Consider the following 12800-nt stretch of genomic DNA (forward strand, 5'->3'; position numbering starts at 1 on the left):
TTCTCAATTATAGAAAATGTAAGCGTTATTGTAAACAAGGAGAGTCTATTTTTAAGAATTGTTAGACTAATATTTCACTTTTGATTTGATTGGCTCAAAAGATTTCCTATGAATAGGCGTTATTCCGTAATTTTCAATACCTTCTAAATGAGCTTTAGTACCATAACCTTTATTTTTATCAAAATCATATCCTGGATATTCTGAATTCAACTTTACCATCAATCTATCTCGGTACTCTTTTGCAATTACACTTGCTGCAGAGATAGAAACACTATTCAGATCACCTTTAATAATTGATGTTTGGGGAATACCATTATCTAGCTTCATAGCATCTATCAATAAATGGTCTGGCTTGTAATCCAATTGGTCAATCGCTCTTTGCATAGCAACTTTAGTAGCTTCATATATGTTTAATTGATCGATTTCTTCAACTGTAGCTATTCCAATACCTACTGATAATGCTTTATTATAAATTTCTTGTTCAAAAAACACTCTTTTACTTTGTGATAATGCTTTAGAATCTGTAATACCTAAATAATGATGGCCTCGTTCTAAAATGACTGCACTTGCTACAACAGGACCAGCTAATGGACCTCGACCTACTTCGTCTATTCCACATATCAGTGCTTCTTCTTTATCAGCTAATATTTGATTCTCATATTGATTCATTTTAATATATTTCAGATTAAGATCTTCTATTTTTTCTAATTGTTTTAATCTTTTTTTAAAAGCGGTTTGAACCCCTTTTCTTTCATCTTCGTAATAAATCGATCCTTTTATTTCATCAATTGATTCATAAAGATTAATCTCAGATGTAATATCTTTAATGCTCTTTTGTTTCATAAAGTCCATCCTTCATTTCTTCATAAATATCGAAGCAATAGTTGCCTATTTTAGCATTTCTTAAGTCTCTAATAATCAATTCTGTTACTGATTCATAATCTATTTCATTTCCTCGTTTCAACATACCTCTTCTTCTACCAATTTGATCGAATAAATCTACAACTTCATCTTCTTCATTTAATTCTATTTGATAAAATTGTTTTAGCTTTTCAGGATCATTATCAATTAAGAAGTTCAATCCATATATCGCAACTTCGTCTAAATGAACGATGCTATCTTTTATTGCACCAGTTAAACTAAGTTTTTTTCCTATCGTTTGGTCTTCAAACTTCGGCCATAAAATACCTGGTGTATCTAATAGTTCTAATTCTTTTCCAACTTTAATCCATTGTTGTTTTTTTGTTACACCTGGCGTATTTCCAGTTTTAGCAATAGATTTTTTGGCTAATTTATTAATAAGGGTTGATTTTCCAACATTAGGAATCCCTACAATCATGGCTCTAATCGCTCTTGGGCGAAGTCCTTTACTCTTTTCTCTATCAAATTTCTCTTTAGTTGCAGCTTGTGCAGCCTTCATAAGCTCACCTAAATGTTTACCATGTTTAGAATCAATTTGTACTGGATAAAATCCTTGATTCTTGAAATATTGCATCCATTTATCTGTTTCACTTTGTTTAGACATATCTTTTTTATTGAGTATTACAACTCTCGGTTTTTGCTTAACGATATCATCAATCATTGGATTTCTAGAAGATAACGGTATTCGAGCATCTACAAGCTCAAAAACTACATCTACCATCTTTAATTGTTCAGTTACTTCTCTACGTGCTTTAGCCATATGGCCAGGGAACCATTGAATTGTCATTTATATTTATCCTTTCTTATCTTAAACTTATGAAATATGATATATTTACCATATCTATATAGGAGGTTTGTTATGTTCTTATCAATTATAGTTCCTCTTTATAATGAGGAAACTAACATCTCTATTTTACATGAAAAAGTCTCGAACGTCTTTTTAAATTTGTCACATCAATTTGAATTAATATTTATTAATGATGGATCTACTGATCACTCTCTTCAAGTCTTGAAATCTTTATCCGAAAAAGATGCGCGAGTTAAATATGTTTCTTTCTCTAATAACTTTGGAAAAGAGTCAGCTATGTATTGTGGATTGGAGCATTCTATTGGAGATGCCATTATTATTATGGATTCTGATTTGCAGCATCCTCCTGAAATAATTCCAAAATTGATTCAATTACACGAAGAAGGCTTTAGCCAAGTCGTCGCTTTAAGAAATCGTAAAAATGAATCATTTATTAAAAAAATTCCTGCTAAAGTATTTTATAAACTATCTCAATATATGATTGATGTTAAATTAAAAAGTGGTGAAGGCGACTTTCGTTTAATATCGAAAGAAGTTGCAAATTCAATTTTAAAAATGACTGAATATAATAGGTTTTCAAAAGGAATATTTGAGTGGGTTGGTTTTAGTAAGACAACAATAACTTTTGACCATCAAGAAAGAAATGATGGTTATTCAAAATTTTCCATATTTAAATTAATAGATTATGCAATAGATGGCATAATTAGTTTTAATAACAAACCGCTTCGATTATGCTTTTATTTCGGTGGCTTTACGATGTTTATATGCCTGTTATATATTTTTATAACATTTATTAATATCCTCTTACATGGTATTGAAGAACCTGGTTATTTTACAATAATTTCAGCTATTTTATTCTTAGGAGGACTTCAATTATTTAGTTTAGGTGTAATCGGAGAATATATTGGTCGTATATATTACGAAACAAAAGATAGACCGAAATATATAATAGAACAATCAAATTTAAAAAAACATGAATAATTAAATAATGATATAGGTGAATGAGATGGTAAACAAATTCAAAAATTACATAAATAACAAGGTTAAAATTAAATATATTTTCCTATTCATTATTTTAGCAATATTAGGTCATAGTTATGTGCTTTTCAGATATTTTAAAGATGGTGTTATCTTCACAGGTCCTAATGATGGCATTGAACAAATGCTCCCTATTCAAATGTATTTATATGAACATTGGACGAGTGGTTCATTCTTCTATTCAACTGATTTAGGACTCGGTGGAGATATGTTTATGGATTTTGCATATTATTTTTCTACAAATATTTTATTTATAATAAACGTAATTTTGATTTGGTTAGGCTCATTCATTTTTAATTTTAATACTGAACAAATGATTTTTTGGGCACAAAACGCAATATTTATATCTATCGTAAAATCATTTTTAATCATGACTTTTACATTTCTACTATTTAAAAAACTTGGATTAAATCACATATCCTCTATTGTTGTGTCATTTTTATTTGCTGTATCTCCTATTTATTTTAGATTTACAGTTTACTGGCCATTTTTTAGCGATGTATTTATGCTTTTACCTCTTTTAATTCTAAGTATTGAAAGATTTTTAAAAGATAAAAAAATAGGTTTGGTCATTATTGTTGTTGCAATTACTTTTATTAATAATTTCTACTTTGCATACTACCAGTTATTAACAGGACTAATTTACTTTTTATATCGATTTATATTCACTCATAAAGATGATATTGTTCCTAGAATCCAGCAATTAACGTTATTAATTATTGCCAGTGTTCTTGGTTTAGGTAGTAGTTTGTTTGTATTTTTCCATTCTGCTCATAGTTTTATAGGTAATAATAGAGAAGTATATCAAGGTAGAATACCATTACTTTCAGATTTTACGAAGCACGACAATATTTTTTATGACAACTATTTATTCGTTGTACTATTTATTACGATACAAGCATTACTTACATTTAAATTATATAAACATTATTATTATCGTCTATTCAGTATATTTACGATAATGTTAATCGTCTTTAGCTTTATACCATACGTCGATAGTGTATTTAATGGTTTTTCTGCTCCACAAAAAAGATGGCATTACTTATTAACATTTTTCTCTAGTGGTTTAATTGGTTTTTATGTTTATTATTTTAAAACAATTCCACTTAAACATTATATTTTAACTACTTTACCAACTTTTGTTGTTATATTTGCAAGTTATTTCATAACTAAAGATTATGTCATATGGATATGGATGGTTCCGATTTTATTCATTAGTGGTTTGCTTGTTTTAACTTTAAATGTAACACGTAAGCTACCAATTATAATTTATGCATTGTTGATTTTGTTATTATCTTTTCTTGTATCAAAAGAGCATAGTAAAAATCAAATCTATCATGATGACCACGAAAGAAGAGCAAATGATTTTTATATACAAGCAAGCACATTTGATAGTGGCCTTCAACGTAAGCATATATCGAAATTAAAAAATCAAACTGATGATGATGAAAGAATTGGATGGAGAGTATTAACACAAGATAATACGCCGATGTACCAACATTTTAAAGGTATGAGTTTATATTCAAGTATTTTTGATGGTCAATTAAATCAATATTTATTTAGCGATGTAAAAGTAAATTTACAAGACGAATCTTTAAGTCGCTATAGCAATATGCAAGGCAGATCGAATCTATATAGTTTATGGTCTACTAAATACATTATGAAAAAGAGTTATCAAAAAGAAACACCTGCAAACTTTAAAATCAAAAGCGATGATGGCAAATATCAAATATTAGAAAATGAGGAAATGTTACCTGCTGTTAAAGTTACAAATCAATATTTTGATAAGAAACAGATAAGTAATCCATTAGATTTAGAACATGCCATGATTAAAGGTGTTGCTACTTCTGACTCTTCAAAAGAGTATGCACAATTAAACAAGACACAAAATTTATTAAATCAAACAAAAATTACAGAACGAGATGCTAACTATAATAATAATACTTTAACAGTTCCAAATAACGGTGATGGTATAACAATAAATATACCTAAAAAAGTAGCAAGTAAGTACGAAGACATGTATTTAATGATGCATTTAGAACGGAAATTACCTCAATCCAATTTTACAATTCAAATTAATGATTATGAAAATAATCGTCTGTTTGAAGACTCTAAATATAGAATGAATCAAGATGATTTGTTGTACCGTATTCCAGTACCGAAAGACGGTAAAATTTTTATAGGATTAACAAATGGCAAATATAACTTAAAATTACAAGGGTTGTATGGCGAGAATTACAATGCATTGAAACAAGCTGATAAGCGCAAACAATACACTTATCTAGAAGAAAATGGCAAAATAGATATACATTTAAAAGCACACCATAAAGGAACGGCGGTTATCAATATCCCTTATAGAAATGGTATGAGAGCTAAAGTTGATGGAGAGAAAACACCTGTTCAAAAGGTAAACCATATTATGACTGCTGTTGATGTCGATAAACAAGATAAACATATAGAATTGTCATATACGCCACCCTATTTTAAAACAATGATCATCATTTCAATCCTATTCATAGGACTGAGCATAATATTCACAAGAAAAGTTAATCGAAAGCCATAATTCAACTTATTATTTTAGAGGTTGAGACAATTTAAAAGTCTCATCCTCTTTTCTTTATTAATAATTTATTACTGTTAAAGTTTAACAATCCATATAATTGGGAATAATTAACTAATTATACAACAACATATTAAAAGGATAAAAGGTACCAATTATGTTAAAGAAATTTAAACACATCCTATACATATTACTTCTATCAGTTATTATTTCAATCCTATATTACATACCAACCATTTATAGATTTATACACTTTGGTGATTTATATACAAGTGTTGGCGACGGTTTAAAACAAATGATACCTTTTCAAATGTTTCTAATAGAGCATGCTAAACAATTTACAATGTTTTATGACATTGGATTTGGTCTTGGTGGAGATTATTTTTCTAATTTAAGTTATTATTATTCAACTTCTCCTTTTGCTTGGATCAGTATTTGTTTTGTATTAATATATCAATTTTTTGCAAACTACGAACACTTAGTCTATATTGTTATTGCAAATCAAATAGCCATAGCAATCTTTAAATGTGCGTGTATCATAGTTGTAACTTATTTCTTATTTTTAAAGTACAACATACGTAAAATTTATGCCTTTATAGGTAGCATACTTTACGCTTGCTCAACAGTTTATTATTATTTTACATTCACTTGGTCGTTCTTTAGCGATGTTATGTTCTACCTACCACTCGCTTTATTAGGTATTGAACTACTCTTTAGACAAAAGAAAATTACGATACTTACACTTGCAGTAGCGGTAACGATTACGTCTAATTTTTACTTTACATATTATGAATTTATTATTTTAGCTTGTTATGCAATATATAGAATTATTTTTAAATATAAAGAAGACATTTTGACAGTTAAACAAAAATTATTGTATCTCATTTTATGTATTACGATTGGTTTTTTAATTGGCAATTTTGGTTTTGTACAAGGTGTTCTATCTTATATCAATAACGATAGAAGCTTGATTAACAATCATGTTGATGCAATTATTCCATTTAAAAAGCAATATAATATGCTATATGGTGGATTTTATATTACGATTTCATTCCTATCTATTACAGCTTTATTTTTAAAACCATTATATAAGAAATATTATTTTAAATTATTAGCGACATTCACCATTTTATCTTTAATTGGATCATTTTCACCTTATTTTGATTCGTTTTTCAACGGCTTTTCAATGCCTGAAAGAAGATGGGTTTATGCATTAGCTCTATCTACAGCTGGCCTTACTGCAATGCTTGTTCAACATATCCAAATGATCACAGTAAAACAATTTCTTTTAGCATCTGTACCACCTATTTTATTCATTACTATTTCAGCATTTTGGCAACAATCTTTTTATAGTTGGCTCATTTTCATACCAATAATGCTCGTTCTATTATTATTTAAAATAAAACATCCGTTTAAATATTTGAATATAGCTATTTGCTGTGTACTTATTGCATACCAATTTACGCTTATACAAAACTACCAAGATAAAGTTATTAAAAAGTATACACCAAATATTAAAACTGTCAGTAAATCAAATATATATTCACAACAAACATCCTCAAAAATTCAAAAACTAAAAGAAAATCAAATTGATGATTTAAGACGTATTGATATGTTAAGACCACTTTCTATCAATTCAGCAATGTATTATAATTTTAATGGGACTAAACTTTATAGTAGCATTTACGACGCAGAAATACTTAAATTTTATGAAAAAGATTTATTAGTCAGTATGCCAAGAAATAGTAATAGTTATTACGCTAGCTTTTCTGAAAGAACTAACTTAAACAGTTTATTTAATGTTGATTATACTATTAAAGCAAAAGATGATTTACATTATCCAGCACTTTCAAAAAGAATTGACTCCTTTAAAGACCAAGATGAGTATTTCCACATATATGAAAATACAGAAAAATTGCCTAGCGCAAGAGTTGTTAATAACATTTATAATGACACACATTTAGACAGTCCTTTAGAAAAAGAACATGCCATGTTAAACGGCATAATTACAAATGATAAAAAATCAAACAAACAAATTAAACCACCTAATGACTTACTTAAATCAGCAAACATTTCATACAATAACGCAAGTTATAATGGTAAACGTTTAACTGTAAATAAAAATGGTGGTGGCTTAACGATTGATTTACCAAAAAATACTGCTGAAAAATATAAAACATTATATTTAATGATGGACGCTAAAATAATAAAACCTAGAGATATGAACTATTATATTTCAACTAATGAAAATAAAATATTTAGATATAGATTAAACTATCGTTATATTAGACCACATCACACTACAACAGCAAATATAAAATCAACAAATACCGTTCATATAAAATTTAAAAAAGGAACATATCATTTCAATTTAAAAAACATACAAGGTGAAGATTATTCAACATTAAAAAATGCTACTAAAGATGCTCAATCTCAAAATATTAAATTTCATAACAAACACACACATTATGAAATAGATTTAAACAAAAATCCTTCAGGAAATCTCGTTATGCCAATTATTTATAATAAAGGATTAAAAGCATCAATTGATGGAAAACCAGTTAAAATAAATAAAGTGAACTATTTAATGTCTAACATCAAAGTCGATAAAAATGATAAAAAAGTAAAAATAACATATGAAACACCATTTTTCAAAACGAGTATTTGCGGAATGTTGATAGGACTGATATTGCTAGTATGGTTAAGAAAAAAGTATAAATTATAAAAGCATAGATGAATAATCGTTGGAAGAGGCTGAGACAAATTAATTGTCTCAGCCTTTCATTGTGCGGTGTTGATTTTGAGGATGTCTTCGATTAACTTTCGACTTAATCTACAACTTGGTCAATCTCTTAGATTAACTTCCGACTTAATCTACAACTTGATCGATTTCTTCGATTAACTACTGACTTAATCTACAACTTAGTCGATCTCTTCGATTAACTCCTGACTTAATCTACAACTTAGCCGAACTCTTCGCTTAACTTCCGATTTAATCTACAACTTGGTCAATCTCTTCGTTTAACTTCCGAATTAATCTACAACTTGGTCAATCTCTTCGATTAACTACTGACTTAATCTACAACTTGGTCGATCTCTTCGATTAACTACTGACTTAATCTACAACTTGGTCAATCTCTTCGATTAACTACTGACTTAATCTACAACTTGGCTGAACTCTTCTATTAACTACTGACTTAATCTACAACTTGGTCGATCTCTTAGATTAACTGCCTTATAAATTACATCTTATCCAATTTTTCAAAAAAAATTTATTTTTATCCCACTATCTTCATTGTATAAGGGACATAATTCTGAGAAATGTCCGTAAGAGGTGCTGTTAGGGACATAATTCTGAGTAATGTCCGTAAGATGTGTTGTTAGGGACATTATTCCGAGTAATGTCCGTAAGAAATAGTGTCTAATGATCACAATCCAGAATTCTGCCACTAAGAACAATCTAACGTGCACAATCCAGAAATCTGCCAGTTAGCACACACTTAGCACACGACCTATAATCAATGCCTTCAAGTTCCACAATCAATCCTATCTTCACAATCCCATTTTCTCTACACAAAAAAGAGCTTAGAATAATATATTCTAAGCTCTTTTCTTTAAGTACAAAGGTCAATGACCTAAGTCTTAATTTATCTAATTTCTTTAATACGAGCAGCTTTACCACGTAAGCTACGTAAGTAGTAAAGTTTCGCACGACGTACTTTACCGCGACGTTTAACTTCGATTTTCTCGATTTTTGGAGTGTGTACAGGGAATGTACGTTCAACACCAACACCGTAAGAAATTTTACGAACTGTAAACGTTTCAGAAATACCGCCACCACGACGTTTAATAACTACACCTTCGAATAGTTGGATACGTTCGCGACTTCCTTCAACGATACGTACGTGTACAGTTAAAGTGTCACCAGCACGGAATGTAGGAATGTCCGTACGTAATTGGTCTTTAGTTACTGCTTCGATTAACTTATGATTACTCATTATTTTCTCTCCTTCTGACTATGTTCTTGCCCAATGTATATAATTCAATTAAATGCTAGCAGCGGATCATAGTGATATTGTGCTCACACACTTATATTAATATATCACATCGGGTAATTTGATTCAATCTATTTTTTATTGCTATTTAAGAATTTTTGATCTTTTTCAGTTAAAGGATATTGCTCTAATAAATCTGGTCTTCTCTGTTGTGTTCTCAATAAGGATTGTTGATGTCTCCAATTTTCTACGTTTGCATGATTACCTGATAACAATACATCTGGAACCTTTAATCCTTCATAATCTGCCGGTCTTGTATACTGAGGATGCTCTAATAATCCAGATGAAAATGAATCATCTTCATGAGAAACTTGATTGCCAAGTACTCCTGGTATGAGCCTCACAATAGCATCTGTCATAGTCATACTTGCAAGCTCGCCACCAGTTAATACATAATCGCCAATTGAGATTTCATCCGTTACACAATGCTCTCTTATACGTTCATCATAACCTTCGTAATGACCACATATAAAGATGATATGCTCACTTTCTGATAATGACTCTGCTTTTTGTTGAGTAAATGGTTCACCTTGAGGACACATTAAAATAACACGTGTCTTTTCAGTTTTATCCAAAGCTTCTAGGGCATTAAATATAGGCTCTGGCTTAAGCACCATACCTTGGCCGCCTCCATAAGGATAGTCATCAACTTGTGAATGCTTATTATTTGCATAGTCTCTAAAATTAACAGTGTTAAACTGAACAATTTCTTTGTCTTGTGCTCTTTTCATTATGGAATGATTAAGCACACCTTCATACATTTCTGGAAATAAAGTTAAATAATCTATTTTCATTAATCTAACAAACCTTCTAATGGTTCGATTTTAATTGTTTTGCGATCAACATCAACTAATTTAACAACATCTTCAATATAAGGTATTAAATATTCTTTATCACCTTTAACGACCCATACATCGTTTGCACCAGTTTCCATAATATCAACGACTCTACCTAAAGCTTCGTCTTGAACAAACACAGTACATCCTATAATTTGATAATAATAGTATTCATTTTCTTCTAGTTCAATCGATTCATTTTCTTGATCTTGAAAAATTTTGCAACCTTTTAAATGTTCAATATCATTAATATTATGAATACCTTCAAATGTTAATAAATGAAAGTTCTTGTGTATTCTATGTGATGCAATTGTAAAAGGAATTTCTTCGTTTTTATTTTTCACTTTTATAAGTTGACCTTTTTTAAAACGTTCATCTGTAAAATCTGAATCGGTTAATATTTTAAGTTCACCTTTAATGCCATGTGTATTTACAATTTTACCTATTTCAACATTCATTGAGCCAAGCCTCCTCAACTGTTTCTTAATTAACAATAAAAAAGAGCACCGAATAGGCACTCTTAATTAACTTCTACAAACACTTTCTTGCCATACTCGTTCATTGAACCAGACACAATTGTACGAATGGCTTTAATCATTCTGCCCTTCTTACCAATAATTCTGCCAATGTCTTCTTCATGAACGTCTATATTGAACGTAATGCTAGAATCTTGTTCATCTTTAGATATATTGATGTTCTCCGGATAATCTACGAGCGGTACTATAATTGTTTGTATTAATTTTTCCAATATAATCTACGCTTTACTTAGAAAGTTTAGAATTATGGAATTTCTCCATGATACCTTGAGTTGATAAGATATCACGAACTGTATCAGTAGGTTTTGCTCCATCAGCTAACCATTTTAAAGCTAATTCTTCATTAACTTTGATTTCTGCTTCAGGTTTAGCAACTGGATTGTAAGTACCGATTGGTTCGATAATACGACCATCACGTGGAGAACGTGCATCTGCTACTACTATACGATAAAATGGGTTTCTTTTTGAACCCTTACGTGTTAAACGAATTTTAACTGCCATGTTTAAAAAACTCCTTACTCATTTATAATTTATCTTCTACAAGTAAATACTATAACAGGATATAAATAGTTTGTAAAGTGTTTTCTCTTTACCAATTTAAATTTTACTAAAAAAGAAGAACGATGATGATTATTAAAGTCGTTAATCATACACCGTTCATCGTAATCACATTAAAACGGTAAGTTCATACCTTGGAATGGATTACTAGCTCTTTTGCCCTTTTTACCTTTTTTATTACTACCTGTAAATTGTTTCATCATTTTTTTCATATCGCCAAATTGTTTTATTAATCTATTAACTTCTTGTAAAGATCGTCCAGAACCTTTTGCTATACGACGCTTTCTAGAGACGTTTAAGATTTCTGGATTATTTCTTTCTTCTAAAGTCATAGAACGAATAATTGCTTGTACATTATCAATTTGTTTAGGGTCCATGTTAGCATTCTTCATGCCTTTCATTTTGTTTGCCCCAGGAATCATATTCATTAGATCATCTATTGAACCTAATCCTTTTACTTGTTCCAATTGTTCTAAGAAATCATCAAAAGTAAATGAAGAAGTTCTCATTTTCTTTTCTAATTCTTTAGCTTTCGTTTCATCTACACCTTCTTGGGCTTTTTCAATTAAACTTAAGACATCACCCATACCTAAAATTCTAGATGCCATACGTTCTGGATGGAATAACTCAAGTCCATCAAGTTTCTCACTCATACCTATAAACTTAATTGGTTTATTCGTTACGGAACGAATTGAAAGCGCAGCACCACCACGTGTATCACCATCTAATTTCGTTAATGTTACTCCGGAAACGTCTAATGTTTTATCAAACGATTCAGCAACATTTACTGCGTCTTGACCTGTCATGGAGTCTACTACAAGCATAATTTCATCAGGTGTAGATACTTCTTTAACATCTACAAGTTCATTCATTAACGCTTCATCAATGTGCAAACGACCTGCTGTATCAATGATTACGAAATCTAAATGCTCTTCTCTTGCATATTTCAAAGCATTTTCTGTAATTTCTTTTGGACTAACTTGATCACCTTCTGTATAGACAGGTATATCAATTTGTTTACCAACAGTTTGTAATTGTTGAATAGCAGCTGGTCTATAAACATCACACGCTACAAGCAATGGCTTTTTGTTATATTGCTTTCTCATTAACAATGCTAACTTACCTGCAGTTGTCGTTTTACCAGCACCTTGTAAACCAACCATCATAACAACAGTTGGTGGTTTACTGCTCATATTAATTTTACTATTTTCTCCACCCATTAACGAAGTTAATTCATCTTGTACAATTTTGATAACTTGTTGACCTGGTGTTAAAGATTGCATTACATCTGCACCTAATGCGCGTTCAGATACTGTGTTAACAAAAGATTTAACAACTTTAAAGTTAACATCCGCTTCTAACAATGCTAATCGTACTTCACGCATCATTGCTTTAATGTCTTGTTCTGTAACTTTACCTTTACCTTTGATGCGTTGCATCGTGGCTTGAAGTCTTTCTGATAACCCTTCAAATGCCATAAATTTCTCC

At 30.0% G+C, this 12800-nt stretch carries 11 protein-coding genes; 3 read left to right on the forward strand and 8 right to left on the reverse strand.

Annotated elements, in window-relative coordinates; translation table 11 throughout:
* Nucleotides 1-66: 66 nt before the first annotated feature.
* Entirely contained in the window at nucleotides 67-843 is a 777-nt protein-coding gene (locus LQ668_RS02465) for a ribonuclease HII (RefSeq protein WP_107510132.1), read from the reverse strand.
* Nucleotides 824-1708, reverse strand: a complete 885-nt coding sequence (gene ylqF / locus LQ668_RS02470) for a ribosome biogenesis GTPase YlqF (protein ID WP_078356134.1) — start codon at nucleotides 1706-1708, stop codon at nucleotides 824-826. The genes LQ668_RS02465 and ylqF overlap by 20 nt, the downstream gene beginning before the upstream one ends.
* 72 nt (nucleotides 1709-1780) lie before the next feature.
* Between ylqF and LQ668_RS02475 the strand changes: the two genes are divergently transcribed.
* From LQ668_RS02475 to LQ668_RS02485, 3 genes are all read left to right on the forward strand, one after another.
* Nucleotides 1781-2710, forward strand: a complete 930-nt coding sequence (locus LQ668_RS02475; RefSeq protein ID WP_239719571.1) for a glycosyltransferase family 2 protein — start codon at nucleotides 1781-1783, stop codon at nucleotides 2708-2710.
* Between the two features lie 25 nt (nucleotides 2711-2735).
* The gene (locus LQ668_RS02480; protein WP_115337538.1) at nucleotides 2736-5330 is read left to right on the forward strand and encodes a YfhO family protein; all 2595 of its coding nucleotides are present in this window, start codon (nucleotides 2736-2738) and stop codon (nucleotides 5328-5330) included.
* 154 nt (nucleotides 5331-5484) lie between these two features.
* Nucleotides 5485-8052, forward strand: a complete 2568-nt coding sequence (locus LQ668_RS02485) for a YfhO family protein (RefSeq protein WP_239775890.1) — start codon at nucleotides 5485-5487, stop codon at nucleotides 8050-8052.
* A 922-nt stretch (nucleotides 8053-8974) separates the two neighbouring features.
* On the opposite strand, the gene rplS is transcribed toward LQ668_RS02485, so the two are convergent.
* From rplS to ffh, 6 genes are all read right to left on the reverse strand, one after another.
* Nucleotides 8975-9325, reverse strand: coding sequence for a 50S ribosomal protein L19 (rplS, locus tag LQ668_RS02490; RefSeq protein ID WP_078356130.1), 351 nt, complete (start codon nucleotides 9323-9325; stop codon nucleotides 8975-8977).
* 128 nt (nucleotides 9326-9453) lie between these two features.
* Nucleotides 9454-10176, reverse strand: coding sequence for a tRNA (guanosine(37)-N1)-methyltransferase TrmD (gene trmD / locus LQ668_RS02495; RefSeq protein ID WP_115337541.1), 723 nt, complete (start codon nucleotides 10174-10176; stop codon nucleotides 9454-9456).
* A complete protein-coding gene (gene rimM / locus LQ668_RS02500) occupies nucleotides 10176-10676 on the reverse strand; it encodes a ribosome maturation factor RimM (protein WP_115337542.1) in 501 nt (166 codons plus the stop codon). The genes trmD and rimM overlap by 1 nt, the downstream gene beginning before the upstream one ends.
* A 62-nt stretch (nucleotides 10677-10738) precedes the next feature.
* On the reverse strand, nucleotides 10739-10966 hold the full coding sequence (locus LQ668_RS02505) for a KH domain-containing protein (protein ID WP_016910740.1): 228 nt from the start codon (nucleotides 10964-10966) through the stop codon (nucleotides 10739-10741).
* A 13-nt stretch (nucleotides 10967-10979) separates the two neighbouring features.
* On the reverse strand, nucleotides 10980-11255 hold the full coding sequence (gene rpsP / locus LQ668_RS02510; protein ID WP_078356127.1) for a 30S ribosomal protein S16: 276 nt from the start codon (nucleotides 11253-11255) through the stop codon (nucleotides 10980-10982).
* 170 nt (nucleotides 11256-11425) lie between these two features.
* Entirely contained in the window at nucleotides 11426-12790 is a 1365-nt protein-coding gene (gene ffh, locus LQ668_RS02515; protein ID WP_078356126.1) for a signal recognition particle protein, read from the reverse strand.
* Between the last annotated feature and the right edge of the window lie 10 nt (nucleotides 12791-12800).

This window comes from Mammaliicoccus sp. K-M42 (genome assembly GCF_022386375.1).
In the GTDB taxonomy this organism is placed as follows: Bacteria; Bacillota; Bacilli; order Staphylococcales; family Staphylococcaceae; genus Mammaliicoccus; species Mammaliicoccus fleurettii.

What these genes read in the sequence shown, in the direction of transcription:
- LQ668_RS02485 (WP_239775890.1), top strand. Translation starts at nt 5,485, where the DNA reads ATGTTAAAGAAATTTAAACACATCCTATACATATTACTTCTATCAGTT.
- rpsP (WP_078356127.1), bottom strand. Translation starts at nt 11,255, where the DNA reads ATGGCAGTTAAAATTCGTTTAACACGTAAGGGTTCAAAAAGAAACCCA.
- ylqF (WP_078356134.1), bottom strand. Translation starts at nt 1,708, where the DNA reads ATGACAATTCAATGGTTCCCTGGCCATATGGCTAAAGCACGTAGAGAA.
- trmD (WP_115337541.1), bottom strand. Translation starts at nt 10,176, where the DNA reads ATGAAAATAGATTATTTAACTTTATTTCCAGAAATGTATGAAGGTGTG.
- LQ668_RS02465 (WP_107510132.1), bottom strand. Translation starts at nt 843, where the DNA reads ATGAAACAAAAGAGCATTAAAGATATTACATCTGAGATTAATCTTTAT.
- rimM (WP_115337542.1), bottom strand. Translation starts at nt 10,676, where the DNA reads ATGAATGTTGAAATAGGTAAAATTGTAAATACACATGGCATTAAAGGT.
- LQ668_RS02480 (WP_115337538.1), top strand. Translation starts at nt 2,736, where the DNA reads ATGGTAAACAAATTCAAAAATTACATAAATAACAAGGTTAAAATTAAA.
- LQ668_RS02475 (WP_239719571.1), top strand. Translation starts at nt 1,781, where the DNA reads ATGTTCTTATCAATTATAGTTCCTCTTTATAATGAGGAAACTAACATC.
- ffh (WP_078356126.1), bottom strand. Translation starts at nt 12,790, where the DNA reads ATGGCATTTGAAGGGTTATCAGAAAGACTTCAAGCCACGATGCAACGC.
- rplS (WP_078356130.1), bottom strand. Translation starts at nt 9,325, where the DNA reads ATGAGTAATCATAAGTTAATCGAAGCAGTAACTAAAGACCAATTACGT.